Origin of the sequence: Streptosporangium sp. NPDC000239, assembly GCF_040300765.1 — a bacterium.
Lineage (GTDB): Bacteria > Actinomycetota > Actinomycetes > Streptosporangiales > Streptosporangiaceae > Streptosporangium.
Map to the genome: position 1 here is coordinate 51610 of NZ_JBEPEI010000031.1, position 25158 is coordinate 76767.

At 70.6% G+C, this 25158-nt stretch carries 25 protein-coding genes and 1 pseudogene; 7 read left to right on the forward strand and 19 right to left on the reverse strand.

Features of this window, described 5'->3' with window-relative positions; all coding sequences use genetic code 11:
• Nucleotides 1-178 precede the first annotated feature (178 nt).
• Nucleotides 179-820: a hypothetical protein gene (locus ABT340_RS40480; RefSeq protein ID WP_352016248.1), complete on the forward strand. Its 642-nt coding sequence runs from the start codon at nucleotides 179-181 to the stop codon at nucleotides 818-820.
• 13 nt (nucleotides 821-833) lie between these two features.
• Here the strand turns inward: ABT340_RS40480 and ABT340_RS40485 are convergent, their stop codons facing one another.
• The 9 genes from ABT340_RS40485 to ABT340_RS40525 form a co-directional block, all read right to left on the reverse strand.
• Nucleotides 834-3617, reverse strand: a complete 2784-nt coding sequence (locus ABT340_RS40485) for a CDP-glycerol glycerophosphotransferase family protein (RefSeq protein ID WP_352016249.1) — start codon at nucleotides 3615-3617, stop codon at nucleotides 834-836.
• Nucleotides 3618-3798: 181 nt separating this feature from the next.
• The gene (locus ABT340_RS40490; RefSeq protein WP_352016250.1) at nucleotides 3799-4119 is read right to left on the reverse strand and encodes an MGMT family protein; all 321 of its coding nucleotides are present in this window, start codon (nucleotides 4117-4119) and stop codon (nucleotides 3799-3801) included.
• Nucleotides 4107-4487, reverse strand: coding sequence for a hypothetical protein (locus tag ABT340_RS40495; protein ID WP_352016251.1), 381 nt, complete (start codon nucleotides 4485-4487; stop codon nucleotides 4107-4109). Before ABT340_RS40495 ends, ABT340_RS40490 begins: the two co-directional genes overlap by 13 nt.
• A gap of 122 nt (nucleotides 4488-4609) precedes the next feature.
• Nucleotides 4610-5788, reverse strand: a complete 1179-nt coding sequence (locus ABT340_RS40500; protein ID WP_352016252.1) for a S8 family serine peptidase — start codon at nucleotides 5786-5788, stop codon at nucleotides 4610-4612.
• Nucleotides 5782-6825: a hypothetical protein gene (locus ABT340_RS40505; RefSeq protein ID WP_352016253.1), complete on the reverse strand. Its 1044-nt coding sequence runs from the start codon at nucleotides 6823-6825 to the stop codon at nucleotides 5782-5784. Before ABT340_RS40505 ends, ABT340_RS40500 begins: the two co-directional genes overlap by 7 nt.
• A gap of 83 nt (nucleotides 6826-6908) precedes the next feature.
• Nucleotides 6909-8129 carry a S8 family serine peptidase gene (locus tag ABT340_RS40510; RefSeq protein ID WP_352016254.1) on the reverse strand — a complete coding sequence of 407 codons (1221 nt, stop codon included), beginning with the start codon at nucleotides 8127-8129 and terminating at the stop codon, nucleotides 6909-6911.
• Nucleotides 8117-8860, reverse strand: coding sequence for a hypothetical protein (locus ABT340_RS40515; RefSeq protein WP_352016255.1), 744 nt, complete (start codon nucleotides 8858-8860; stop codon nucleotides 8117-8119). Before ABT340_RS40515 ends, ABT340_RS40510 begins: the two co-directional genes overlap by 13 nt.
• A 136-nt stretch (nucleotides 8861-8996) precedes the next feature.
• On the reverse strand, nucleotides 8997-10178 hold the full coding sequence (gene moeZ, locus ABT340_RS40520) for an adenylyltransferase/sulfurtransferase MoeZ (protein ID WP_352016256.1): 1182 nt from the start codon (nucleotides 10176-10178) through the stop codon (nucleotides 8997-8999).
• An 80-nt stretch (nucleotides 10179-10258) separates the two neighbouring features.
• Nucleotides 10259-11182, reverse strand: coding sequence for an alpha/beta fold hydrolase (locus tag ABT340_RS40525; protein ID WP_352016257.1), 924 nt, complete (start codon nucleotides 11180-11182; stop codon nucleotides 10259-10261).
• Nucleotides 11183-11473: 291 nt separating this feature from the next.
• Between ABT340_RS40525 and ABT340_RS40530 the strand changes: the two genes are divergently transcribed.
• Nucleotides 11474-11836, forward strand: coding sequence for a hypothetical protein (locus tag ABT340_RS40530; RefSeq protein ID WP_352016258.1), 363 nt, complete (start codon nucleotides 11474-11476; stop codon nucleotides 11834-11836).
• Nucleotides 11837-12160: 324 nt separating this feature from the next.
• Here the strand turns inward: ABT340_RS40530 and ku are convergent, their stop codons facing one another.
• Nucleotides 12161-13003: a non-homologous end joining protein Ku gene (gene ku, locus ABT340_RS40535; RefSeq protein WP_352016259.1), complete on the reverse strand. Its 843-nt coding sequence runs from the start codon at nucleotides 13001-13003 to the stop codon at nucleotides 12161-12163.
• A gap of 204 nt (nucleotides 13004-13207) precedes the next feature.
• Between ku and ABT340_RS40540 the strand changes: the two genes are divergently transcribed.
• From ABT340_RS40540 to ABT340_RS40550, 3 genes are all read left to right on the forward strand, one after another.
• Complete coding sequence (locus tag ABT340_RS40540; protein ID WP_352016260.1) at nucleotides 13208-13435, forward strand: Rv3202a family protein; 228 nt, start codon at nucleotides 13208-13210, stop codon at nucleotides 13433-13435.
• A 59-nt stretch (nucleotides 13436-13494) separates the two neighbouring features.
• Nucleotides 13495-14121 (forward strand): TetR/AcrR family transcriptional regulator, encoded by a 627-nt coding sequence (locus ABT340_RS40545; protein WP_352016261.1) that lies wholly within the window; start codon nucleotides 13495-13497, stop codon nucleotides 14119-14121.
• A 90-nt stretch (nucleotides 14122-14211) separates the two neighbouring features.
• Nucleotides 14212-14442 carry a DUF3107 domain-containing protein gene (locus ABT340_RS40550; RefSeq protein ID WP_184718831.1) on the forward strand — a complete coding sequence of 77 codons (231 nt, stop codon included), beginning with the start codon at nucleotides 14212-14214 and terminating at the stop codon, nucleotides 14440-14442.
• A gap of 479 nt (nucleotides 14443-14921) precedes the next feature.
• Here the strand turns inward: ABT340_RS40550 and ABT340_RS40555 are convergent, their stop codons facing one another.
• Nucleotides 14922-15572 carry a ferritin-like fold-containing protein gene (locus ABT340_RS40555; protein WP_352016262.1) on the reverse strand — a complete coding sequence of 217 codons (651 nt, stop codon included), beginning with the start codon at nucleotides 15570-15572 and terminating at the stop codon, nucleotides 14922-14924.
• A 364-nt stretch (nucleotides 15573-15936) separates the two neighbouring features.
• Here ABT340_RS40555 and ABT340_RS40560 point away from each other — a divergent pair, with 364 nt between their 5' ends.
• On the forward strand, nucleotides 15937-17751 hold the full coding sequence (locus ABT340_RS40560; RefSeq protein ID WP_352016263.1) for a DEAD/DEAH box helicase: 1815 nt from the start codon (nucleotides 15937-15939) through the stop codon (nucleotides 17749-17751).
• 114 nt (nucleotides 17752-17865) lie between these two features.
• A complete protein-coding gene (locus tag ABT340_RS40565; RefSeq protein ID WP_352016264.1) occupies nucleotides 17866-18738 on the forward strand; it encodes an alpha/beta fold hydrolase in 873 nt (290 codons plus the stop codon).
• 10 nt (nucleotides 18739-18748) lie between these two features.
• On the opposite strand, the gene pqqE is transcribed toward ABT340_RS40565, so the two are convergent.
• From pqqE to ABT340_RS40600, 8 genes and pseudogenes are all read right to left on the reverse strand, one after another.
• A complete protein-coding gene (pqqE, locus tag ABT340_RS40570) occupies nucleotides 18749-19867 on the reverse strand; it encodes a pyrroloquinoline quinone biosynthesis protein PqqE (RefSeq protein ID WP_352016265.1) in 1119 nt (372 codons plus the stop codon).
• Entirely contained in the window at nucleotides 19864-20166 is a 303-nt protein-coding gene (gene pqqD / locus ABT340_RS40575) for a pyrroloquinoline quinone biosynthesis peptide chaperone PqqD (protein ID WP_352016266.1), read from the reverse strand. The genes pqqE and pqqD overlap by 4 nt, the downstream gene beginning before the upstream one ends.
• The gene (gene pqqC, locus ABT340_RS40580; protein ID WP_352016267.1) at nucleotides 20163-20849 is read right to left on the reverse strand and encodes a pyrroloquinoline-quinone synthase PqqC; all 687 of its coding nucleotides are present in this window, start codon (nucleotides 20847-20849) and stop codon (nucleotides 20163-20165) included. The genes pqqD and pqqC overlap by 4 nt, the downstream gene beginning before the upstream one ends.
• Nucleotides 20846-21706, reverse strand: a complete 861-nt coding sequence (gene pqqB, locus ABT340_RS40585; protein WP_352016268.1) for a pyrroloquinoline quinone biosynthesis protein PqqB — start codon at nucleotides 21704-21706, stop codon at nucleotides 20846-20848. The genes pqqC and pqqB overlap by 4 nt, the downstream gene beginning before the upstream one ends.
• A gap of 19 nt (nucleotides 21707-21725) precedes the next feature.
• Nucleotides 21726-21815 (reverse strand): annotated as a pseudogene (locus tag ABT340_RS42560) (pyrroloquinoline quinone precursor peptide PqqA); the annotation flags it as partial.
• 354 nt (nucleotides 21816-22169) lie between these two features.
• Complete coding sequence (locus ABT340_RS40590) at nucleotides 22170-23066, reverse strand: RecB family exonuclease (RefSeq protein WP_352016269.1); 897 nt, start codon at nucleotides 23064-23066, stop codon at nucleotides 22170-22172.
• A gap of 7 nt (nucleotides 23067-23073) precedes the next feature.
• Nucleotides 23074-23787 (reverse strand): MBL fold metallo-hydrolase, encoded by a 714-nt coding sequence (locus ABT340_RS40595; protein ID WP_352016270.1) that lies wholly within the window; start codon nucleotides 23785-23787, stop codon nucleotides 23074-23076.
• A gap of 335 nt (nucleotides 23788-24122) precedes the next feature.
• On the reverse strand, nucleotides 24123-24740 hold the full coding sequence (locus tag ABT340_RS40600) for a MarC family protein (RefSeq protein WP_352016271.1): 618 nt from the start codon (nucleotides 24738-24740) through the stop codon (nucleotides 24123-24125).
• Nucleotides 24741-25158 lie beyond the last annotated feature (418 nt).

The following is a 25158-nucleotide window of genomic DNA, read 5'->3' on the forward strand; positions in this document are numbered from 1 at the left end:
CCTTGCTGAGGCTGCCGTGCCGGCCGGATGTCCCGACGCGCTCACCGAGGAGCGCTGCACCTTACGAGCGGGAACGTACCACAAATCACGATATCCACGATCACCGGTACGCCTCAAGGGACCCGGGAGTAGCCTCTGCCGAGGCTGTGAACGACCCGTAAGGCGGCGGAGGGACGAGATGGGCGCGGACGATCGGATCGAGCGGGCCGGGGCGTTGTACGAGCGGGCGGTCTTCGGGGGTGACGCCGACGCCGTGGCGGCGGCCGATCGGGAGTTGGACGCGGTCGAGGCCGATCTCTCCCTCGCCCGGGGGCGGGTCGCGCACGCGCGGTTCCTGGCCGACGGGCGCCGGGAGGCGTACGAACCAGGTCTGTTCGAACGCGCCGCCGAGCTCTACCGGAGCCTCGGGGACGTACGCGGCGAGGCGGAGGCCCTGTTCTGGATCGGGTGTTTCCACCAGGTCGTACGGAACGACGACACCGCCGCGGTTCCCGTGCTGGAACAGTCCCACCGGCGGGCGGTGCGTGCCGGTGACGCCCTGACCGCGTCCTACGCCCTCCGGCACCTGGGTATCGCGGAGCACCGGGCGGGCCGGCTGGGAGCGGCAAGGGAGCGCCTGGAGGAGTCGACGCGGCTCCGCCGTGAGGCCGGGTTCCTTCCGGGTGTCGCCGCCAACCTGGTCGGGCTCGCCTATGTCACGGCCGGGGAGGGTCGCCGCGACGAGGCGCTGAGGCTTCTCGACGAGGCGGGTTCCATCGCCGGGTCGTCCCGGGCCGACGGCGTGCTGCGTCAGGTCCAGGAGGCGCGGTCCCGCCTGTGACCTGGGACGAGGGTCAGGTGAAGATGTGGTCCACGAGGCGGGGGGTGGCCTTGCCGTCGTCTCGGGGGGCGTAGGTGTTGCGGAAGTGTTCGTAGCGTTCGGCGTGGGCGGCGGCCACGGTGTCGATGGTCCTGAGGGCCTCGATGACGTCGGCGCCGTTGGTCAGCAGCGGTCCCGGGGCCTCGGCGGCGAGGTCGAGGTACAGGCCGCGCTTGGTCGAGTAGCGCTGCAGGTCGTAGGTGAAGAAGAGCATGGGCCTGCCGGTGGCCGCGAAGTCGAACATGACGGACGAGTAGTCAGTGATCAACACATCCGCCACCAGCAATAAGTCCGTTATATCCGGATAAGCGGTGACATCGCGGCCAAGCCCTTCGGGGATGTTGGGCGCCGCCTGCATCGAGTGCGCCCTGATCAGGAACTCGTGTCCCGGGCCGAGCGCCTTGTGCGCCCGCGCCAGGTCCAGCTTGAGCGAGGAGTTCTTGCGGTCGTAGTCGCGGAAGGTCGGCGCGTACAGCACCACCCTGACCCCGTCGGCGACGCCGAGCCTGCGGCGCACCCGGGCGGCCAGTTCGTCCCGCTCGGGCGAGGAGAGCACGTCGTTGCGGGGATAGCCGCACTCCAGGACCTCCCCGTGGTAGCCGAACGCCTTGCGCAGGATCGGGGTCGCCCAGGGGCTCTGCGAGACCAGCAGGTCCCAGCCGCGCACCTCGGCGGCCTGCCTGTGCCAGGCGGCGGGCTTCGGGTCACGGGACATGTGGGGCAGGTCGTTGCCCAGGCGCTTGAGCGGGCTGCCGTGCCAGGTCTGCACGACCATCTGGTCGTCGCGGGCCCGGAACCAGGGCGGCAGGAAACCGTTGGTGACGACGTACCGGGAGCGTGCCAGCACGGCGTAGTGCTCCCGGCTGCCCGCCCTGACCACCGTCGGCCGGATGCCCGAGCCGAACCCCAGCTCCGCCGAACCGGGCGGGGTGAAGGCGCCGTCCTTGACGATCCAGACGTGCGCGCGGTCGTCACCGCGCCGTACGCGCTCCTCGTAGATGGCGCGGACGTTGCCCTCGTACTGGCGGCCGTCGTAGGCGACGTAGACGGTGGCCTCGTCCAGCTCACGACGCCGCTGGTCGGGATAGAAGGAGCGCTGCAGGGCGTACAGGCCCCCGGCGCCCTTCTCGTCGTCGGGGATGTCCTCGGCGACGATCAGCACGGGCACGTCGAACCTGGTGGACAACAGGCGGTAGGCCCTGCCGTCGCGGACCCTCGGCTCCTCGTCGAGGGTGTCCAGCGCGGCGTGGTCCACGCGGAGGGGGACGACCTCACCCGAGGGGTCGCGGGTGGTCATGCTCCAGCTTCCGCTCCCCATCGCGACGGCCTCGCCGAACTTCGGCATGGCCGAGGGCGTCAGCCGTACGGCGAAGCGGTCGTCGGCGCGCTCCATCGGCACGGTGTGGACCGTCCCGCCACGGTGCCTGAGCGTCAGCTCGGCGGCCCCCGAACCGGGGTAGGAGCCCTCGATGGTGAGCGTGCCCTCCTCGTCCCAGGTGGCGGAGGAGATGACGGGGCGGATGCGGTGCGCGGCGACGCTGACGCGGTCGCGCCGGTCGCGCAGCACGGTGATCTCCCGGTCGCCGACGACCAGCCGGCTCTCCCTGGCCTGGCCGATCATGACGGGTGCGGCGGGGTCGCCCTTCGGCTCGATCCAGAGCCTGCCGCCGTCGCGCTCCTGCAGCAGCGAGGGTACGGCCAGCGGCACGACGACCTGGGTGCCTCCCTCGACGGGGGTGAACTCGGCGGACATCCGGTGGCCGTCGAGCCGGGCCTGTCCCCTGGTGTGCTCCCCGCCGGGCAGGAAGACCGTCAGTTCGAGGCGGTCGCCGTCGAGGCGGATTCCGGTCAGCTCGGCCCTGGTCGGCTGCAGGGCGATCTGCAGCGCGCGGTCGGAGGTCCAGACAGGACGGATCCACCAGCCGCCGGGGAGCTCGAACCCGGCCGGACGCTCGGTGCGGCCGTTCGAGGGGCCGCGGAGCAGGCCGGTGGCTCGGGCGCCACGGCTCCAGATGGCGATCTCGGCCCGCCAGGTGGTGGTGTCGGGCACGGTCTCCCTGCGGCGCAGGGTCCGCCTGACGCCGTTCACCAGGGAGCGCAGGGCGCCGCGCCAGCGCAGCGGCCAGGCGGGCATCTCGGCGACGAAGCCGGACCAGTCGTAGTTGCAGCCGGGCTCGCGGGCCCCGTGGGTGGCCTCGGGGCGCAGGACCCTGCGGGTGCGCAGCCGTACGGGAGGCAGCCAGCGGGGGCCGCGCAGCACGACGAAGGCCCGGTTGAAGCGGGGGCTGCGGACGGAGAGCCCGGCGAGGTAGGCGTGCCCGGTGACGCGCAGCCGCCCGCCGGTCCAGGAGACGTCCTCGATGTGCGTCATCGGGATCAGGTCGGCCGCGCGCAGCCGGTACATGGCCTCGGGCAGCTCGTCCTGCAGGGGCAGGTTGGCGTACCAGCGCAGGCGTCTGCGGACCCGCCGGGAGGGCTCGGCCGCCGCGGTGGTGAGGCTCTGCAGCGCGTCGCCCTCGGCGAGGTCGTCGATCGTACGGTGCTCGACGAGGTGGAAGGCGAGTCTCCTGGCGACCGGGAGGTCACGCTTGACCTTGGGATCGACACCCGTGATGTAGGGCTTGAAGAGCGTGACGAACTCGCGGCGGCGGACGGCGCCGCGTTTGACCGCGAGATCCAGGCGGCTGCCGAGCGGACCGGAGAGGACTCCGGCGTCGAAGCGGCGGCGTTGCGCGGGTGTCAGTCCCTCGGCTGTCACGGCCGAGAGGATCGATTCGAGCGGTTCTCCCCGGTCACAGAGATCTTGGACAACCCGAAGACGGTCGGCGACGGAGTCGCCACCTGTTCGGGCGGGCGTGACGCCTGTGGCCATGAAGGGGGCACCGCCTTTCGGACAGAGCGCTGTCCTAGGCAATGTTAGTGGGCCACGAAGAAGCCGGTTACGTCGTGATTTCTGGTAGACCGTCCCAGCGTGCGAAACGCATGTCGGCGCGCTCGCCCCGCATGGGTGTGCCCTCCTCGCGCCACCTGGCCAGGCAGCGCGCCTCGTGCCCGGGAGCCGGGGTCCCGTCGGCGTGCACGACACGCCACCACGGCACGCCGCCGCCCCAGGTGGACATGACCCTGCCGACCTGACGGGGACCGCCCTCGCCGAGGTATTCGGCGATGTCGCCGTAGGCCATCACCCTGCCGGCGGGGATGCGCTCGACCAGGTCGAGCACGCGCTCGGCGTAGGGGGTCGGGTGGCCTACTGACTCCATACGGAGGGTCCGGCCGCGAGAATCTCGTCGATCTTCCCGAACTCGTAGGCCGTCGAGCCGTTCAGCTGCTCGACGAGGCCGTCACGGATCGCGTACTGCTCGCCGTCCTCACCGACCAGGCGGGCGCCGAGCAGCGCGGAGACCCTGGCGAGCTGAGCCACCTGCCAGTCGGAGCCCGGCGCGCCCGAGAGCTTGCCGTCCCAGACGGCCACCGCGTGGACCCCGTCGCCGTGGCGGGCCAGGACCTCACCCTTCTCCTGCGAACCGCGGAACTCGAACCCCGCTCGCCCCAGCACGTTCGCGAGCTCCGCGAAGGCGAGAGGCGCCGGGCGCTCCACGCGCAACTCGTACCCCATGATGCGCGACATTAGCGAATGTTCGACGTTCGCCGGACCGTGAGAAGCCGCATGGAGCCGTCCGCGTCCGAACGGTGTCCAAAAAGACTTCGAACCGAATCAAAGCCCGTCCCATATATGACGCTATATGGCATTTATCCGGAACGCCGGGTGAGTGTCACCACGGTCCAGCAGAACGCGAGCAGGCCGACGGCCAGGCCGGTGCCGTACACCCAGAGCCTGAGGACGTCGGGGCCGGGCCTGGCGGGCTCCTCGGTCGGGAGGCCCGCCCCGAAGTGACGCTCCCCCTCGTCGGGTGGCGTGCCCGCCGAGGCGCGCAGCAACTCCCCCGCCCTGACCAGGGCGGCGCCCGCGTCGACCACACCGAAACCGACATGGTCGTCGTATCCGGCGATCGGCGCGGAGGTGGCGGTCGAACTCAACGCTCGCGCCACCAAATAAGGCGGGATATCTGGATATTTCGCTTTTATCAGTGCGGCGACTCCGGCGACCAGCGCCGCCGCCGAACTGGTCCCGTCCGAGGGGCGGTACCCCCCGCCGGGAACGACCACGGGCACCTCGACGCCCGGCGCGGAGACCAGGACCGACAGGTTGTCGCTGCTGAACCCGGCGGGCTCGCTCCGCTCGTTCACCGCGCCCACGCCGATGACCCCGGAGTAGCCCGCGGGGAAGCTCCAGAAGGAGGTGTCCTTCTTGACCGCGTAGGGGGTCTCCCCGTCGTTGCCGGCCGCCGCGACCAGCACGACCCCCTTCGCCAGGGCGTAGGAGACGGCCTCACGCTCGCTCTTCTGCGGGCCGTACGCCCCCAGGGACATGCTGATGACCTTGGCGCCGTGGTCGGCCGCGTAGCGGATGGCGCGGGCGACCGGGCTGTTCGTCCCGGTGCGCTGGTCCTGCTCGGGGAGCGGGGGGGCGCTCTGCTCGCTGTCACGCAGGATCAGCGGCAGGGACAGGACGCGCGCCTCGGGGGCGATCCCCAGCAGGCCGCCCTCGCCCCGGCCTCCCCCCGCGATGAGCGAGGCCATCGCGGTGCCGTGCCAGATCTCCTTCGCGTCGTCCCCGACCGGCCCGGCCGAACCCATCTCGGGCCCGACGGTCACCCTGCCGCGCAGCTCCGGGACCTGGGCGTCCACGTCGCTGTCGACCAGCGCGACGGTCACCCCGGCCCCCTTGGTGATCTTCCACGCCTGCTCGACGTTCATCTTCTCCAGCACCCAGCGCTGGTCCCGGCGCGCGTCGTCGGCGACCGCCGGGGCGCAGACCCCCAGACAGAGCGTGATCAGGGCTCCCGCGGCCCCCAGCCGCCTCAGCACACGTTCCCCTGGGTGCACTGGGGTACGGCGCTCGGCTCGTCTCCCAGGGCACGGGCGATGCGTCCCGCGATGGACTGGGCGGTCGGCCACAGCTCGCTGTGCAGGATCTCCTCGGGCGGAACGGCCTCACGCGTACGGCCGTCGGCGTATCCGGCCGTGGAGAGGACGACGTACGGCCCGGCCGCGATCCAGGAGTTGTGCTGGCGCTGCGCGGCGCCGAACAGCTCGCCCGCCGTGCCGGGGAAGGCGACGGGGCGCACCCCGACCCGGTCGTCCACGGGCAGCTGCCCGGTCGCGGCGATCCGGCGCTCCTCACTGCCGAGTACGGCCACGCCGACCGTGACCACGAAGGTCGAGGTCTGGTCCACGTAGGTCGCCCGCAGCAGGGTCAGGCAGCCGTGCTCGGAGAGCACCGAGCCGACCGGGGCGTCGAGCCCCGCTCCGCAGGAGGTCTCCGGGGCCAGCCCGATCCGTCTGGCGTACTGCTGCGCGCGGCCGAGGGCGACGTACTGCAGCTCGGTGGGGAAGATCAGGTCGGCCGACCAGGTGTGCCAGCGGGCCGCGATGTCCTCCTGGATGTAGCGGGCCTGCTCGGCGGGGGTCAGCGGGCGGGCCCTGGTCTCGCGGAGGACGCCGACCGCGCCCGCGAGCACGTCGCTCACGGCGATGGCCAGGATGACGCCCATCAGGATCAGGAAGATCACCCGCAGGCGCATGCCCTCTTCGAGGCTCGCCGCCTCGACGCGCTCAAGCGCGGGACGGCGGTGCCAGCCGTTCTCCCGGCGCCCCGCGGCGGGCCAGGTCCGGACCCTGGCACGTCGCGGCGCGCCGGGGGCTCCGGAAGCGCCGCCTTCGGTGCTCCTGCGGGGACGGGAGCCCCGGGGCACCCGGGAACCGCTCGGAGGCCAGCCCGTGGCACGGCCCCCGGCGCGCCCACCGGTGTGTCCACCGGCGGACGGAGCCTGGGAGCCGCCCGCGTGCGGTCCCGAGGCCTCCAGATGCCGTTCAGGCTCCTGGGACCGCCCGGGCTTCGACATAGTTCGATGCTACGTCGCGCGCCCCCGCCGCCCTATCGCCGGAGTGTGTTTGGCGGGTCGCACCCTGCCGTCCCCGGCACCCCTCAGGGCGGCGCGGGAGCCGTACGGGCCCGGCGGACGGCGAATCCGGCCGTCACCAGGCAGGCGGTCGCGCAGAGCGCGGCGGCCGCGGCGACCCCGCCGTTGAGGGCGATCCCGCGCCGGTCACGCCGGATCACCTGGACCGGCCCGGCCGCCGCGCCCATCGGCAGGGCGGGATCGTGGACGCCGTCCCCGCCCGCGGTCAGGGTGTGGCGGGAGATCCTTGCGGCCTCGGCCAGCGCGCGGGGGGCGTTGACCACGCCGAAGCCCATGCCGGTGTCGTAGCCTCCGCTGGGCCGCCTGGTCGCCCCCTTGGTCAGGGCCTGCGCGACCAACGCGGGCGACATTTTCGGATATTTCGCTTTTATCAGGGCGGCGACTCCGGAGACCAACGCGGTCGCCTGGGAGGTTCCCCGGCCGATCCAGTATTCGTTGCCCGGCCCCGCGCCGAGGATGTCCACCCCGGGCGCCGCCACCACGACCGAGGGGTTCCAGTTGGAGAAGGAGGCCCGGCGCAGCCTGCGGTCGGCCGCCGCGACCGAGACCACCCCGGGGAAGGCCGCCGGATAGGAGTAGGGGGCGTAGCCGGTCGCCTCCGGCCTGCCCGCCCCCTCGTTGCCCGCCGCGGCGACGAGCACGACCCCCCTGGAGATCGCGTAGCGGACCGCCGCCCGCTCCTCCCTGGTCGCCAGTTCCTTCGAGATCGACATGTTGATCACGTCGGCGCCGTGGTCGACGGCGTACCTGATGCCCTTGGCCACCACGTTCTCGAACCGCTCGGCGGTGTTGAAGGTGCGAAAGCCCGGCTCCTCGTCCTCCAGGATCACCCGCACGGACAGGATCCTCGCCTTGGGCGCGACGCCGATCACCCCGCTGCCCCCGCCGGGACCGTGCCCGTGCCCGGCGATGAGCGAGGCCATGTAGGTGCCGTGCAGCCGTGAGGGGGCCACTCCCCGTGGGTTGGCGCCCACGGTGAAGTCCCTGCCCTCGGTGACGGAACCCGCCAGGTCGCGGTGGACGGGATCGACCCCCGAGTCCAGCACCGCGACCAGCGCGCCCGCCCCCTTGGAGACGCGCCAGGCGTCGGCCAGGTCCAGGGTCCGCAGCACCTGCCGCTGGTTGCCCCGCACCTCGTCGGCCCACCCGGCCGGTACGGCGGGCACCAACCAGAGCCCGGTCAGCGCGAGCGCCACAACCGCCCGCCGTACCCTCAGCACCGCCACCGTCCAGCAGACTCGGAGCCGCAGTCGGGGCGTTCCGGCGTCGCGAGCCCGGCGAGGATCCGGTCGGCGATGTCCCCGGTGAAGGCGAAGATCGTCGGCCGCTGCTCTCCCACGGCCTTGCCCGGCCTGCCGTCCACCTGGCCGACCGTGGTCATCACCACGTACGGCCCCGCCTGTCGTACCAGGCCGCGCTGCCTGCCGACGGCGGTGAAGCGGTCGGTGACCGTACCGGGGAAGCCGAGGGCCAGCAGGCCCGGGGAGGGGCGGCCGGTCCTGGGCAGCGCGGCCTTGGCCCTGGCCGCCTCCCGCTCCCCCGCGAACGCCACGACGCCGACGGTGACGACGACCCCCTGGAGCGCGTCGATGTAGGTGGCGCGCAGCACCCCCCGGCATCCCGTACGACGCAGCGCCTCACGCAGCCCGGGGTCGACGGCCCGGTCGCAGCGGGTCTCCGGGGAGATGCCCACCCGGTGTGCCTGCTCCCTGCCACCCTGTTCGGCGGCGTAACCGACGGTCTCGGGGAAGATCCGCCCGGCCGGCCAGGCCCGCCAGCGGCCCGCGGTCTCGGCGGCGACGGCGCGGTCGAGCTCCGCCCTGGAGGGGCCCCTGGTCAGCTCGGTCACCGCGGCGCCCGCCGTGACCGCCGCCACGGCCGCGCAGGCCAGCGCCAGCGTGGACGCCATGATCAGCGTCATCCACGCGCGCCTGCGCTGACCTGGGACTTCGTTCACATTCTCGACCTTAAACCGGCCTCTAGGGATCTCACCCGCTCTATCCCCAAATAACGGACGCCTCATGACAACGGATGTCCGTGACAACACACGCCCCACGGAGCGAGGCTCCGCGGGGCGTGAGGTACGGCCGTGCCTAGTAGGTCGGCAGGCTGGGGTCCACGGACTTGATCCAGCTCAGCACACCACCGCCGACGTGGACGGCGTCGGAGAAACCGGCGTTCTTGACGATCGCCAGCACCTCGGCCGAACGCGCGCCGGACTTGCAGTGCAGCACGATGCGCTTGTCCTGCGGGAGCCGCTCCAGCGCGGAGCCGTTGGTGAACTCACCCTTGGGGATGAGCACGGCGCCGGGGATGGAGACGATCTCGTACTCGTTCGGCTCGCGGACGTCGATCACGTAGATGTTCTCGTCCGCGTCCTGCATGGCCTTGAGGTCGGTCGCGGTGATCGTGGAGCCGGAGGCCGCGTCCTGGGCCTCCTGGGAGACCGCGCCGCAGAACGCCTCGTAGTCGTCCAGAAGCTGGGTGACCGTCGGGTTCTTGCCGCAGAGCACGCACTCGGGGTCCTTGCGGACCTTGACCGAGCGGTAGGTCATCTCCAGGGCGTCGTAGATCATCAGACGGCCGACCAGGGGCTCGCCGATGCCCGCGAGGAGCTTGATGGCCTCGTTGACCTGGATGGAGCCGATCGAGGCGCACAGCACGCCGAGCACGCCGCCCTCGGCGCACGAGGGCACCATGCCGGGGGGCGGGGGCTCGGGGTAGAGGCAGCGGTAGCAGGGACCGTGCTCGGCCCAGAACACGCTGGCCTGCCCGTCGAAGCGGTAGATCGAGCCCCAGACGTACGGCTTGCCGAGCAGGACGGCCGCGTCGTTCACCATGTAGCGGGTGGCGAAGTTGTCGGTGCCGTCCACGATCAGGTCGTAGCCGGAGAAGATCTCCATGATGTTGTCGGTGGTCAGCGCCACGTTGTGGACGATCACGTCGATCAGGGGGTTGATCTCCCTGACGCTGGCCGCGGCGCTCTCGGCCTTCAGCCTGCCGATGTCGGACTGGCCGTGGATGACCTGGCGCTGGAGGTTGGACTCGTCGACGACGTCGAAGTCGACGACGCCGAGGGTGCCCACGCCCGCGGCGGCGAGGTACAGCAGAGTGGGAGATCCCAGGCCGCCCGCGCCCACACAGAGCACCTTGGCGTTCTTCAGGCGCTTCTGCCCTGCCATACCCACGTCGGGGATGATCAGATGGCGCGAGTAGCGACGCACCTCATCGACGGTCAGCTCGGCTGCCGGCTCTACCAAGGGTGGCAACGACACAGTTCTACTCCCGTTTCAGGGGGTTTTGACGACACGGCTGGCACAGCACGCACCATTCACAACCTAACCGGATGCTCCTGTCATTCCCCAATCGGGACAGGTATGGACTCGGAGATGAGCCTGCGGGCCTCACGGGCGACCCTGCCGGGCACCTCCATCTGCGCCACGTGTCCGGCGTCGGGCAGCAGCACCAGCCTGACGTGCGGGAAGGCCCGGCCCGCGCGGACGGCCATGCGAGGGTGCACCAGCCGGTCGCGCCTGCCGTGGATGACCAGCGTGGGCGCGGCCACCAGGGCCGCCTGACGCCACAGGTTCTCCTCACCCCGCCTGAAGTACTCGGCGACGATCCCCCTGGCGTAGCCCGTCAGGACACCCGCCGAGTACGGCAGGCCGTCCCTGCGCCGCAGTTCCTCGGCCGCCTCCTTCAGCCGGTCGGGGTGGAGCCGACCGAAGTCGGCGTAGCACATGGACATCGTCATCGTGATCCTGCGCTCCGCGGGCAGCATGCGCATCCGGCCCACGGCCCACTCCCCGACCTTCGGCACACTCGACAGGGCCACACGTGCCGGGCCGTACCGGGGCAGCAGGTCGGGCAGGGCCGGGGAGACGAGGGTGAGCGAGCGGACCAGGTCGGGCCTGGTCGCGGCGACGCGCACCGAGACCGCCCCGCCGAGGGAGTTGCCGAACAGGTGGACCGGGGTGTCGGAGACGCGCTCGATCAGCGCGATGACGGCCCGGGCGTGGGCGGCGACGGAGTAGTCGCCGCCCGGCGGCTCCGGTGAGTGCCCGGCGCCGGGCAGGTCCAGCGCGTATCCCCTGACCACGTCGGACAACTCGCCCATCAGGTCGGTCCAGTTGGTCGCCGAGCCCGCCAGGCCGTGCACGTAGACGGCGCTCTCCTTGGGCCCCGGCGGGGTCGAGCGCACGTGGACACGTCCGTCCCATCCGTTCTCCGCCAGGTCGACCAGCTCTCCGGGCCAGCTCGGAATCGGCTCGCTTCCCACGACTTCCCCCCTCGTTCGCCTTCCGTTTCGACGATAGCTCCCCGCCGTACAGCGTGGGCACAAAAGCGACATTAAAGACTTATCGCATCAAAACAATTAATAAGAGTCCAACGCCGTCAATAGAGAGATAAGGAGACAGTAAAAGCCACCGATCGCCGTTTGGTAGGCGAGATGCACGGAAATACAAGACTGCGAAGGATGACCGATTAACAGTCATCCGGGGCATTTTCCGACCAGTGTGGAAAATGCCCAAAGAGTGGGGGCAACCGATCCTTTCAAGGGGGAAACGAAATGCCCAAGTTCAAGAGCATTCTCACGGGACTCGCGCTCAGCACCGCCCTGTCGGGCGGGCTCGTCGCGATGAGTGCCGCGACCTCGACCGCCGAGGCCTCCGTGGTTCCGGCCTTCCAGACCAGCGTCGGCTTCACCACCGGCGGCTGCGGATGGGGCTGGGGCCGTCGCTGGGGTGGCTGGGGCCACCGCGGCTGGGGCTGCGGCTGGAGGCGTCACCACCACCGTAGGCTCGTCATCATCAACACCAACAACGTCGGCGCCGGCGGTGGCGGCGGCGGTGGCGGTGGCGCTGCCCGTAACTTCAACGACAACGACAACGAGCGGGGTCGCCGTGGTGGCCTCGAAGAGGCCGCGCGTTAGTCCGTAGCGGACCCACGGCGGCAGACCGTCAGTCCGGCGCGCCCGGCGTGAACGTGACACGAGGCCGAGTCACGTGACCGGGCGCGACCGGCGCCGGCGGTCGCCGCGAAACTCCCGCCCACCGGCGAATGGGTACGATTCCCGCTTTCTCCTCCGAATACGCGAGGAAAAGGATACGGGCGTCCGGGAGTGAACCAATCGATTCGCCTTTCAGATAGACGCGAAGCACGGTTCTTCGTGGAGACCGGCGAGGGCCCCGGGGATTCTCGAATCTCCGGGGTCCTCATCGCGCCCGCCTTTCCGCCGGGCGTTCTCACGCGAGGCTCACGCCGTACCCCGTGTCTCCTCACCGGACGCCGCAGGGCGCCTCCGCCCGCCTTCCCCGGGGGCGGGACGCCTCCGCTTGGCGGCCTCGACACTGGCCCGCAGCGCGGCCATCAGGTCGGCCGTCGGGCCCGGCTCCGGCGGCGGGCCCACGGAGACGACCTCTCTGCCCGCGACCTTCGCCTCGATGACCTCCTGCAGCGCCCTGCGGTAGGCGTCGTGGTGGCGCGAGGGGTCGAAGTCGGCCGTCATGCTCTCGACCAGCGACTCGGCCATCCGCAGCTCCTGCGGCCTGACCTCGGGCTCCTCCTCCAGGAAGGCGAAGTCGGCCGGGCGCACCTCGTCGGGCCAGAGCATGGTCTCCAGCACCAGGACCCCCTCCCTGACCCGCAGCGTCGCGAGCGACTCACGCTGCCGCAGCGCGACCTTCGCGATCCCCACTCGCCCCGAGCGTCCCAGCGCCTCCCGCAACAGGACGTACGGCCCGGCGGCCCCCTCGTCCGGCTCCAGGTAGTAGGCCCTGCCGAGCAGGACCGGGTCGATCTGCTCCGCCGGGGCGAACTGCAGGACCTCGATCCGGTGCGCCGTGGACAACGGCAGGTCCTCGAAGTCCTCCCCCTCCAGCACGACCACCTCACCGGTCGGCAGTTCGTAGCCCTTGGCCACCTCGGCGTAGGGGACCTCCTGCTCGCAGGCCTCGCAGAACCTGCGGAGCCTGATCCGGCCCGCGTCCTCCCGGTGCACCAGGTTGAAGGTGACGTTCCGCTGTTCGGTCGCGGCGTACATCCTGACCGGGATCGTCACCAGACCGAACGAGACCGCGCCGTTCCAGATGCTCCGCATGGCGTCTCCCTGGATAGGGGCTTTCCCCAAGTCTCGCACGCGTGTTCGGAGACGTCACAGGACGAGGGCGAACACCCGCTCACGGGACCGGGCACATCCGAGGCCGTACGCTGACGATGTCCGGCCATGTCCGGTATTCCCCAGAGAACGGGGAAGGTGTCCACCGAGGAATCCGGAGAGCCAGGGAGAGCAACGGGAGGGCAGATGTCAGAGATGGACGTTCACGGCGAAGGCGCGCAGGACGAGCCGCAGGAGCCTTTCAGCGAGGAACTCGACATCGAGGCGCCCGAGGCGGACGCCGTGGAACAGCAGCGCCCGGCACGCGAGGAGGACTCCCCGACCTGGCCCGACCACATCCCCCAGGAGGCCGACACGGCGGACACCACGGAGCAGAGCCGTGCTGTTGATCTTGATGAGGACGATTATCGCTGACGTGGATTACCCGCGCGTAGGATGAGCGAGACAGCATGAGACCCCGCGAGGAGACCGCCGTGACGACTACCCCGGACGCCAAGCCCCGGGGCACCCGGCTGCCCCGGCTGGCCCGCCGCCGCCAGTTGCTGAACGCGGCCCAGGAGGTCTTCGTCGAGAACGGCTACCACGCGGCGGCGATGGACGAGATCGCCGAGCGCGCCGGGGTGAGCAAACCGGTTCTCTACCAGCACTTCCCCGGCAAGCAGGAGCTCTATCTGGCCCTGCTCGACCTGCACGTCGACGACATGATCGCCCGCTGCCGCGACGCCCTGGCCTCGACCACGGACAACAAGCAGCGCGTCCAGGCCGCGATCGGCGCCTTCTTCGACTTCGTCTCCGGCCAGGGTGAGGCCTTCCGGCTGGTCTTCGAGTCCGACCTGCGCAACATCGCCCCCGTCCGCCAGCGCATGGAGCGCAACCTCCGCGAGAGCGCCGAGATGATCAGCCAGGTCATCCAGGAGGACACCGGCTGCTCAAGCGACGAGGCCCGCCTGCTCGGCGTCGGCCTGGTCGGCATGGCCGAGGTCAGCGCGCGCTACTGGATCAGCAGCACCGGCTCCATCCCGAAGGACGCCGCGACCCAGCTCATCGCCCGCCTGGCCTGGCGCGGCATCTCCGGTTTCCCGAGGACCGCCGACCACTGATCCGGCTGTTCGCTTGACGCGATCAGCCCGCATGTCGTGCCTCCGATGGGGCGACCATGGGACGAGCAACCCTCGTCGAAAGGGAGCAACATGGAAATCAAGATCGGCGTGCGCTCGGTGCACCGCGAACTCGTGGTCGAGACGGACCTGACGGCCGAGCAGGTCGAGGAGGAGCTCGGCAAGGCGCTCGCCGCCGACCGCGGGATCTTCTCCCTCACCGACAGCAAAGGTCGCAGGGTCCTCGTCCCCATCACCTCACTCGGTTTCGTCGAGATCGGCGAGGAGGAGGCACGCCCCGTCGGCTTCGGCGGCACTCTCTGACAGACCCGGTACGGCTCGCGCCAGGCCGTGACGCCGGTCGTGAGACCGGCGCACCGGTCCTGGCGCGACCCGTCACCGAGCCCTGGGCGATTCCGGCGCCGGCGGAGACGAGACGTCCCGCACCGGCGTCGGCGGACGCCTCAGTGCGGTCTCAGCACTCCCCGGGGCACTCTCCCCTCTCTCCGAGTCCGCACCCGCGCGGACGGCGGGCCCTTCTTGCGGAATGGCCCTCCGAAGGGGCCGCCGGACAGTCGGCGCCTCCCCTTCGCAGCACCGGACGTGACGTCCAGGGGTTCGGTCCACATCTCGTTAGGAAACTGCCATAGCGGCGCGAGGCCCTCATGTCTCGCACGGTACAACCGTTTGGCGCCTCGACGCGTGGTCTCGCCGGGTGCCTTTTCCTCCCGCACCCCACATCTGGCCCGGCGTTCCGCCCGATGGCGCTTTCGCCCGGCGCCGCCCCCGACGCCGGGAGACGCTCACGGACCGGGGGTCAGGCCGAGGGCGGCCATCCGCCCGCCGTGCGCCTCGGTCAGCCTGCCGAACATCCGGGTGATGTCCTCCCCGGCCGCCTCGACCAGCAACGCCGCCAGCTCGGGGCGCGCGGCCACCACGTGCTGTCCCTGGCTCAGGGCCTCACCGACCAGCCGCCTGGCCCACAGGGCGAGCCGCCCCGCCTGCCTGTGGTCCTGCCTGATCGCCGCACCGACACGGTCCACCGCGAACTGGGAACGACCCTCGTCGACGAGCACCTCCTCGACCAGTTCCCGCGTCTTTTCGTCGACGTGGGCGGCGGCCTCCCGGTAGAAGTCGAGCGCGATCCCCGTGCCGACATAGGCCTTGACCAGCGCCTCAAGCCAGTCGGAGGGCGTGGTCTGGGCATGCCAGTCGTCCAGGGGCCGCACGAAGGGCTCCATCGCCTCCTCCGGATCGACCCCGAGCGAGGCTATCCGGTCACGCAGAAGACGGAAATGGGCGTACTCGGTCGCGGCGAGGTCGCTGAGCGCGGCCCGGTCGGTCAGTGTCGGGGCGTGTCTCGCGGCGTCTTCGGCGAGCCTGAGGAACGCGGTCAACTCGGCGTAGGCGAGCACTCCGAGCAGGTCGGGGACGCCAGGAGGGGAATCACTCATGCAGGAAGCCTATGAGTTGCGGCGCCTGCCCTTTCAGCTGGAATACGAAGAAATCGGCTGCACGTTGTGGTATCGAGTACACTACTGTGTGAAAGTGCGACCGCCCTGTGTTAATCCAGGAGACCTGCTCCTGGACGCCCCCAAGTCGGCATGACGCCGCAGCGGTCGCTGATGACATTGAGAGGGCTAGCCCTTCCGCGAGGACACGGCACGGGGAACCTTTGCGCCCGTGGTCCCGGCAGGACTGCCTTCAACGGAGATTAGGCAGGCCAAGCTGACGACGTTCCGAGACCTCGGAGTCACACCAGAGATCGCTGACGCCCTTGAGACCGAGGGCATCACCGCACCGTTCCCGATCCAGGAAATGGCCCTTCCCCTGGCCCTGACCGGCCAGGACATCATCGGCCAGGCCCGCACGGGTACCGGCAAGACCTACGCCTTCGGCGTGGCGATGCTGCAACGTGTCGGCAAGCCGAGGAAGAACCGAAAGAAGCCGCGCGGGCTGATCGTCGTGCCCACCCGTGAGCTGGCCATCCAGGTCACCGAAGACCTGGTCACGGCCGCGGGCAAGCTCGGCTCCCGCATCCTCACCGTGTACGGCGGACGCGCCTACGAGCCCCAGATCGAGGCGCTCAAGCAGGGCGTCGACGTGATCGTCGGCACCCCGGGCCGCCTGCTCGACCTGGTCAAGCAGAAGCACCTCGACCTCGGCCAGATCGACGCGCTCGTCCTCGACGAGGCCGACCGCATGCTCGACCTGGGCTTCCTGCCCGACATCGAGCGCATCATCAAGCTCGTCCCGGCCAAGCGGCAGACGATGCTGTTCTCCGCGACGCTGCCCGGCGAGATCGTCGCGCTGTCACGGCGCTACCTCAACCGCCCGACGCACGTGCGCGCGGAGAACAACGACGCCGAGGCCGAGGCGACGCCGCAGACCACCCAGTTCGTCTGGCGCGTGCACCGGATGGACAAGATCGAGATCCTGGGCCGCCTGCTCCAGTGCGAGGGCCGGGGTCTCACGATGATCTTCTGTGAGACCAAGCGCGCCTGCGACATGGTCGTCGAACAGCTCAAGGAGCGCGGGTTCGCCGCGGCGGCCGTACACGGCGACCTGGGCCAGGGCCAGCGCGAGCAGGCGCTGCGCGCCTTCAGGAACGGCAAGATCGACGTCCTGGTCGCGACCGACGTCGCGGCGCGGGGCATCGACGTCGACGACGTCACCCACGTCGTCAACTACGACTGCCCGCAGGACGAGAAGGCCTACGTGCACCGCATCGGCCGTACCGGCCGGGCGGGTAAGACCGGCGTCGCGGTGACCTTCGTCGAGTGGGAGGACCTCACTCGCTGGAAGGTCATCAACAACGCGCTCTCGCTCGACTTCGCCGAGCCCGTCGAGACCTACTCGACCTCACCGCACATCTTCACCGAGCTGGGCATCCCCGAGGGCACCAAGGGTGTGCTGCCGCACGCCAACCGCTCCAGGGCGGGTCTGGCGGCGGAAGAGGTCGAAGATCTCGGAGAGACGGGCCGGACCCGCTCACGCGGCCGCAGGGGCCGTGAGGAGGAGCGGGAGGAGCGCCGTGAGCGCCCCGCCCGCACCAGGGAGAGGCGCCGCACCCGCGGTGGCCGTACCGGCGCGGAGGCGGCCGAGTCCGCGGGGGCCCAGGAGTCCCGGCCTGCCGTCGCCGAGGCACAGCACGAGGAGTCCGGGCGCCGCCGCTCGCGGGGGGACCGTGTCTCCGAGGAGACCCAGGCGCCGCTCGCGGCGCGGAGGGTCGAGAGCCCGATCGTCGAACCCGCCGAGCTGGAGGTGGACGTGGATGTGACGCCCCGCAAGGACATCCGTGACGACCGGCCCGCCGAGACCGCGTCCCGCAGGGGCCGCAACCGGAGGGCAGGCCTGAACCCCGAGGTGAGTCTCACCGACGAGGGTCCCGGTGGGGAGGCCGCCGAGGCTCCGCTGTGGGACGACGAGCAGGACTGGGAGGACGAGGCGCCCGCGCCGCGCCCCCAGCCGGAGAAGATCATCCCGCCCAGCCCGTTCGCGGTGATCTTCCAGTCTCCCGACCTGGCCACCGACGACGACGAGATCGCGCCGTCCGCCGCCTCCGAGCGGGCGCAGAGCCGCCGCCGTCCGCAGGTCAGGGGCCAGCAGCGGGGTCCCCGCCGCCAGGGCTAGCCGTACCGGTGTGACGAGGGGCGCGACCGCGAGGTGGCGCCCCTTTGCCGCATCTCGGCACGTCCGGCCTCGGGGCGCGGAGACATGTCACCAAGAGAGGTATCGTGGGGCCACGTGAGTACGCCGCGTTTTCTGACCCTGCCTCCAGGCGTCCGTGCCCGTCGGCTGGAGACTGCGGCCGGCACGTTCGCCGCGCTGGAGGCGTTGCCGGTCAGCGGCATCGCCGAACGCATGCCCGCCCTGCTGGTTCCCGGTCTCACCGGCAGCAAGGAGGACTTCCTCGCGGTTCTTCAGACGCTCGCCCAGTCGGGCCGTCAGGTCGTCGCGATCGACATGCGGGGGCAGTTCGAGACGGGCGGCCCCGACGACCCGTCGGCCTACACGTGCGCGGCGCTGGGCAACGACGTCGACGCGCTGGCGCAGCTGATCGGCAGGGGTGAGCCCGTCCACCTGGTCGGGCACTCCTTCGGCGGCCTGGTCACCCGGGAGGCGGTCATCGACGGCCGCACCAAGTTCGCCTCCTACACGATGATGAGCACCGGCCCCGCCGCGATCGTCGGCCCCAGAGAGCAGGTGGGCCGGGAGATGCTGACCAGGGCCCCCGAGGTGGGGCTCGAACGGATGTGGGACACCCACCTTGAGCCGGAGGCCCTGTCCGCCGGGGTGCCCGACGAGATCGTAGCCTTCCTGCGCAAGCGTTTCTTCGCCAACTCCCCGGTCGGGATGTCCGTGATGACCAAGGAGATCCTCGCGGCACGTGACCGCTGTGACGAGCTCAACCAGGTGGACGTGGCGACCCTGGTGCTGTTCGGCGAGCACGACGACGGCTGGCCGCCGATGGCGCAGTCGGAGATGGCCGACCGGCTGAACGCCGACTGCGTCGTCGTGCCCGGCGCGGCCCACTCTCCCGCGGTCGAGGCCCCGGAGACGACGGCGGCGGCGCTCATCCGCTTTTGGACCGCCGCCGAGGCGAACCTGCGCAGCTGAACCGCGTTCCTCAGGGGTTCGGGCCGACCGCCTGGCGCGGCGGGGTGAGCCGTTCCGGCCGCCGGTAGACCAGCTCCCCGTCCCCCGCCGACTCGACCAGCTCGGTGATCAGGTGGTGGTCGGGTGAGAGCCCGCACGCCGGGTCCGTACGGCTCGCGTCCCCGGTGAGCGCGTAGGCCTGGCAGCGGCAGCCACCGAAGTCCACCTCCTTGCGTGGGCAACCGGCGCACGGCCCGCTCATCCACTCCGTGCCCCGGTAGGCCTCGAAGGCCGCCGAACGCCGCCAGATCCACTCAAGCGAGTGATCCCTGACGTTGGGGAACTCCAGTGGCAGGTCGTAGGAGGCCGGGCAGGGCAGCACCGATCCGTCGGGGCCGACGGTCAGCGAGATCGCCCCCCAGCCACCCATGCAGGGCTTGGGCACCCCGTCGAAGTAGTCGGGGACGACCCAGATCAGTTCGACGCCCTCGACCCGCTCGCGCAGCCGTTCCACGGTCTCCTTGGCCCGGGTGAGCTGCTCGCGCGTGGGCAGCAGCGCGCGCCGGTTGCGCAGCGCCCAACCGTAGAACTGGGTGTTGGCCAGCTCGACCCGCTCGGCGCCCCAGGAGGCGGCCAGTTCGACGATGCCCTCGATGGAGTCGAGGTTGCGCCGGTGGAGGACGACGTTGAGCCCGAGCGGAAGCCCCGTCTCGCGCACCAGGGCCGCCGCGCGCTCCTTCGCGGCGAAGGAGCGGGTCCCGGCGATGAGGTCGGAGGCCGCGGCCGTCGAGTCCTGCACCGAGAGCTGGACGCTGTGCAGCCCCGCCTCGACCAACCGGGCGAGCCGGTCCTCGTCGAGCCCGACGCCGCTGGTCACCAGCTGGGTGTAGACGCCGTTGCGCGCCGCGGCGGCGGTGATCTCCTCAAGGTCGGCGCGCAGCAGCGGCTCGCCGCCGGACAGGTGCGCGTGGACCACCCCGAGCGCGGCGGCCTCCTCGAAGACCCGCACCCAGTCGGCGGTGGCCAGCTCCCGGGAGCGCGGGATGAGCCCGACCGGGTTGGAGCAGTAGGGGCAGTGCAGCGGGCAGCCGTGGGTGAGCTCGGCCAGCATGGCCCACGGCGGCGCGGGCCCGTCGCCCGTCTCACTCATCGCACCCACCCCTCCGTGCGCACCCGGCTGAGAAACTCGGTGACGTCGTCAGCCACCGGCGCCCCGGGGAAGTCCGCGCTCAGCCGTTCGACGATCTCCGCCACGGTCCTGACCCCGTCGCACAGCCGCAGTACGGCGACCGCCCCGCCCTCAAGCAGCACGATCCGCTCGGGCATGACCAGCAGGTCGGCCCGCCGTACGGCGTCGTGCCGCAGGATGATCCCGGAGCCGAGGCGGGGCCGCCAGTCGGCCTGGGGCACGGTCTCCGCCCCCGGGGAGGGGGCCTCGGCGGCCGTCACGCCTGGTCCACCGCGTCGAGCAGCGCCCACAGCACGTCGCACTTGCGGGAGAGCGCGGCCACGGCCCGCTCCTGCTCGGCCCGTCCCCTGGCCCACTCCAGGACCATTTCGAGGGCCTCCCCGCTGTCCTGCCGTCCCTGGCTGATCCTGCCCCTGAAGTACTGCAGGCCCTCGGAGTCGATCCAGGTGTAGTGCCGCTCGAAGGCCTCGATCCTGGTCCGCATGATGTCGGGGGCGAACAGCTCGGTCAGCGACGCGGCGACGGCCTCAAGCGGCGTCCCCAGCCTGCACAGGTTCACGTACGCCTCGACGGCGAACCGCACGCCGGGCAGGACGCCCTCCCCGGACAGCAGGTCCTTGCGGTCCAGGCCCGCGGCCTCTCCCAGGCGCAGCCAGCGCTCGATGCCGCCCTCGCCCGCGCGCCTTCCGTCGTGGTCCTGGATACGGCGGATCCACATGCGGCGCAGTTCCGGCGCCTCCAGCTTGGCGAGGATGAGCGCGTCCTTGATCGGAATGTGCCGCTGGTAGTGGAAACGGTTGAGAATCCACCGGCGGATCTCCTCCGGCGACAGCTCCCCGGCGTGCATGCGCACGTTGAAGGGGTGGCGGTTGTGGTATCGCGCCTCGGGCACGGCCCGCAGACGGGCCTCGAACTCGGCGGGGGTCCAGGATTCGGCGTTCACAGCTCGATCACCATTCCGTCGGCGGCCACCTCGACGCCCAGTTCGGCCAGCCTCTTGTGCTGGGGCGCGTCCGGGTCGACGAGGGGGTTGGTGTTGTTCAGATGCGTGTACAGGCACCGGCCGGGCAGCCGGGACAGTCGCTCCGCCGTCGCCTCGACGGGCAGGTGGCCCATCTCGGTCGCGGTGCGCGAGGAGATCCCGGTACGGCGGGGCTCCTCGTCGTCCCAGAAGGTGCCGTCGACGATCACACAGTCGGCCTCGGCCGTCGCCGCCTCAAGCTCGGGCGACCAGACGCCGAAGGCCGGGGCGTACAGGCACGTCCCGCCGCTCGCCCGGTCGGTGAAGCGCAGCGCGACCACCCAGTCGGGAGCCGCCGCCTCGTCCGAGGCGTAGCGGGGGCGTTTCCCGGAGACCGGGACCGCCTGGACACCGACGTCCTCGGTGAGCGCGACCTCGCCGTCCGCCGTCAGGTCACGCCAGCGCAGGTCGGCGTACGGGGAGAGTACCTCAGACAGCCTCAGCCCGCCGGTGAGCGCCCGGCGGACCGTGGGGGTGGCGACGATCTCCAGTTCGTCGGCCTCGCGCAGCCGGAACAGCCCCAGTGTGTGGTCGAGTTCGGCGTCGGTGAGGACCACGCGCATGACGCGTGTCCGCTCCGTGGGCGTACCGCCGGAACGCAGTGTCTCGACGTGTTCGGCGATGTCGGGGGTCGCGTTGACGATGTGGTCCTCGACGGCCAGCGACGCGTGGGTGCGCCGCCAGGCCGGGTTGGTGCGTGCCCCGGTACACCCGGGGCACGCACAGTTCCACTGGGGGACGCCACCGCCTGCGGCGGTTCCCAGAATTCGCAGTCGCATGGCGTGAACCCCCGTCCGGTTACCTGGTGGCCAGGAAGTACGCCGTCATCTCCATCGACGCCTCGACGACCTGGTAACCGGGCTTGTGCCAGGTGGCCTTCTCGCCTTGGCGCTCCGTGGTCTCGACCATGAGAGTGCACCGCCTTCCATGTGACGCGTGGGTTTTGGGTCACAACCGTTATGACCCGATATCAGTGCTTTCGTCAATGGTTGGCGGCAATTACGTCGGACCTATTTTCTGTTATTGGCCCCAAATATAATAATCTACCACTTTTGATACATATTTCATCGGATCAATCCGGGGCACAACACGACAGAAGCCCTGAGATACTCATGCACTGAACGCCAAATTCCGGACACCCGCGCCCCAGTCATCACCCGCCCCCGGAACCTCGTCTCAAGGGGCGCTCAGGCGTGCCGTAAGGACCGCTCCTGAGACCTGTGGGGACGCTTCGAGAACGCCTCAGTCGTCGCCGAGGCCGTCCCACGGCTGACGGCCGTCGGCGGCCCGTCGGCCCTCCGGGCAGTGCGCGCGGAAATCACACCAGGAGCAGAGCGGGCCCGTCCTGGGCGGGAAAACCTCGTCGATCCGAGGTGGTACTGCGGGTGGCGTGCGCCCCGCGGCGGCCGTACGGGAACCTCGGGGGGCCTCACCCGCCCAGGCCCGGTAGGCCTCGTCCGCCTCCGACGCCTCGACCGCGATCGCCTCGGCACGCCCGATGTGCCGGGCCAGGGACTCCTCGGAGTGCTCCCACTCCACGATCGAGCCCGTCGGCAGATGGTGCAGCTCCACCCGGTGGCAGGGGCGGCGCATCATCCGGGAGGAGGCGACGGCGTAGACGGCCAGCGCCAGCGAGGAACGCGCGTCGTCCTCGGTCAGCGGGCGGCGGCCCGTCTTGTAGTCCACGACGACCAGTTCGTCACCGCGCCGGTCGAGCCGGTCGACCCGCCCTGAGACGGCGATGACGGACGTCCTGGTGGCGACCGTACGCTCGACCCCGACCGGCTCGTCAGCGGGGTCCAGCGAGGCGGCGTAGCCCATGACCATCTCACGGGCCCGCGCACGCCACGCCGCCGACTGGGCGGCGTCGCGGAACCCCTCGCCGATCCAGCCGTTGTTCAGCAGGACACCCGCCATCACGGGCGTGCGCCGCTCGTACGGCTCCCGCCACCACCCGGCCAGCGCGTTGTGCACGCTGACGCCGACGCTGTTGTGCGCCCACGGCGGACCCTTCTGCGGCGCCGGCCGGTCCAGGTAGGTGAACCGGTAACGCCTCGGGCAGTCCAGCCAGGTGTTCAACCGCGACGGCGTGCACGAGTACAGCCGCCGCGGCATGCCCTCCAGGGGCAGCTGGTCCATGAAAGGACTACTCGTCGTTCAGGTTGATCCGGATGCCCGCGGCCCTGGTGCCGTCGGTGAGCGGCCCTTCCTTCTCCTCGACCGTGCCGCGGGTCAGCGAACCGGAGAGCCAGGCGTCGAACTGCGGCTCCAGGTCGCCGATCGTGGACTCCTCGCCGTGCGCGGGCAGCACCCGGGTGCGGTGCGGCAGCGTGAACAGCCTGCCGCCGATCGCGGTGAGCTGGTCGGCCAGCGCGGGATACTCCCCGCCGATCCTGCCGGGACCGTCGGCCTGCAGCGTCTTGCCACTGAAGACCGCGTCGAGCGCCTCGCAGTACAGCGAGACCCCGCCCTGCGAGACGCCGGGCGTCGAGAGGACCTCAAGCTGGACGCCCGCGACGCCGAACAGCCCCTCGTCCTCCATCTCGATGTCCGGCCACGTCTCCGACCAGGTCAGCCGCCACAGCGGCCGGTCCTTCGGGTGGAGCGCGACCACGGCCTCGTCACGGGCCGCCACCTCGATGGCCGCACCCACGTGGTCGGGCAGACCATGGGTGCAGACGACCGCCAGCACCTCCCGCTCGCCGACCTTCTCCAGGATCGCCTCCGCGTCACGCGCGGGGTCGATGACGATGACCTCCTCATCGTCACCCACGATCCAGGTGTTGTTCTCGACCTTGTGCTCGACGCCGTCGACATCGACGACGCCCTCGGTCACCACTCGCTCGATACGCGCTGTCACGCTTCCGCACTTTACCTGTTTTCTTTGCGACGCCTTCGGCGTCGCGGGTTCGGGCGCCCTGTCTCTTTGCTCCGCCTGACGGCATCGCGGGGTTCGGGCGCTTCGAGCCGACGCTTTCCCTCGTCGCTCATCCGCTTCGCTCCTTCGCTCCTCAGTCCAAGCGCCGGCGCGCCCGAACCGAAACCCTTCACACACGACACCGGTAAGTCCCTTCACACCGCCTTCGGCAGAGCGGGCTTGGACCCCCTCACTCCCAGCACCGGGAAAGCACGAGCCGAACCCCTCGCACACAGCGTCGGGAGGGCCTGAGCCGAAAGACGGAAAAGGGGTCGGTCTCAGGTGGGGGTGTTCAGGAGGGTGCGGATGGCGGTGATGATCAGTTGTACGGCCAGGGCGGACAGGAGGAGGCCGGAGACCCGGGTGATGAGTTCCACGCCGTTCTCCTTGATCACCCTTATGACGGTGACCGAGAAACGCATGAACACCCACAGCAGGATGTGCACGACGGCGATGGCCAGGGCCAGGGCCAGGATGCCGCCGTCCTTGTGGCCGGCCTGCTGGGCGAAGACGATCGTGGCGACGATCGCGCCCGGCCCGGCGAGCAGTGGGGTGCCGAGCGGGACGAGCGCCACGTTGACGTTGGACCGTACGGCGTTGGCGGGAGGCTCGGTGTCTCCGGTGAGCAGTTGCAGGGCGACCAGCAGAAGCAGGAGGCCACCGGCGATCTGCATGGCCGCCACCTCGACGTGCAGGTATCCCAGGATGGCCTGACCGAAAACAGCGAAGATCACGATGAGGCAGAACGCGACGATGGGGGCCTGCCAGGCGATCCTGCGACGTTCGAGGGCCGTACGACCACCCGTGTAGGCGAGGAAGAGCGGGATGATCCCGGGCGGGTCCATGATCACGAACATCGTGACGAACGCCTCGACGAAGAACTGGACGTCGAACACCCGTTTCCCCTGACCCTCGGTAAGGAACACGCCATGACAGACCAGACGTTCCCGACCCGCAGGGTAGCAAGCATCCCCGTTCTCCTCACTCCAAGTAGCCCTCCCGGAATTCGGCCCCCTCAGACCACCCGGTAACGGCCCCACCGCCCTCGGGCGGACACGCCTCACCACCTGCCCGAAGAACGACGAGGAGTTCTCCCGGCTCACACAGACGAGCCGCACCGGCCCTCAGACCCCCGGCCCCCACACGGAAAGAAGAGCGCACGGCCAACCACAAGCCCGAAGCGAAGACTTTGATCTTGGCCCTACCAGTGCCGTGCGTGAGGGGTGTCGGCTTGGGCGCGTCGGTGTCTGGACTGAGGAGTGAGGGAGCGCAGCGGACGAACGACGAGGGAAAGCGTTGGCTCAAGGCGCCCGA

Coding starts and splice junctions, on each gene's coding strand:
- ABT340_RS40540 (WP_352016260.1), top strand. CDS start 13,208: ATGTCAGAGATGGACGTTCACGGCGAAGGCGCGCAGGACGAGCCGCAG.
- pqqB (WP_352016268.1), bottom strand. CDS start 21,706: ATGCGACTGCGAATTCTGGGAACCGCCGCAGGCGGTGGCGTCCCCCAG.
- ABT340_RS40550 (WP_184718831.1), top strand. CDS start 14,212: ATGGAAATCAAGATCGGCGTGCGCTCGGTGCACCGCGAACTCGTGGTC.
- ku (WP_352016259.1), bottom strand. CDS start 13,003: ATGCGGAGCATCTGGAACGGCGCGGTCTCGTTCGGTCTGGTGACGATC.
- ABT340_RS40495 (WP_352016251.1), bottom strand. CDS start 4,487: ATGTCGCGCATCATGGGGTACGAGTTGCGCGTGGAGCGCCCGGCGCCT.
- ABT340_RS40555 (WP_352016262.1), bottom strand. CDS start 15,572: ATGAGTGATTCCCCTCCTGGCGTCCCCGACCTGCTCGGAGTGCTCGCC.
- ABT340_RS40530 (WP_352016258.1), top strand. CDS start 11,474: ATGCCCAAGTTCAAGAGCATTCTCACGGGACTCGCGCTCAGCACCGCC.
- ABT340_RS40505 (WP_352016253.1), bottom strand. CDS start 6,825: ATGTCGAAGCCCGGGCGGTCCCAGGAGCCTGAACGGCATCTGGAGGCC.
- ABT340_RS40480 (WP_352016248.1), top strand. CDS start 179: ATGGGCGCGGACGATCGGATCGAGCGGGCCGGGGCGTTGTACGAGCGG.
- ABT340_RS40560 (WP_352016263.1), top strand. CDS start 15,937: ATGGCCCTTCCCCTGGCCCTGACCGGCCAGGACATCATCGGCCAGGCC.
- ABT340_RS40590 (WP_352016269.1), bottom strand. CDS start 23,066: ATGGACCAGCTGCCCCTGGAGGGCATGCCGCGGCGGCTGTACTCGTGC.
- ABT340_RS40490 (WP_352016250.1), bottom strand. CDS start 4,119: ATGGAGTCAGTAGGCCACCCGACCCCCTACGCCGAGCGCGTGCTCGAC.
- pqqE (WP_352016265.1), bottom strand. CDS start 19,867: ATGAGTGAGACGGGCGACGGGCCCGCGCCGCCGTGGGCCATGCTGGCC.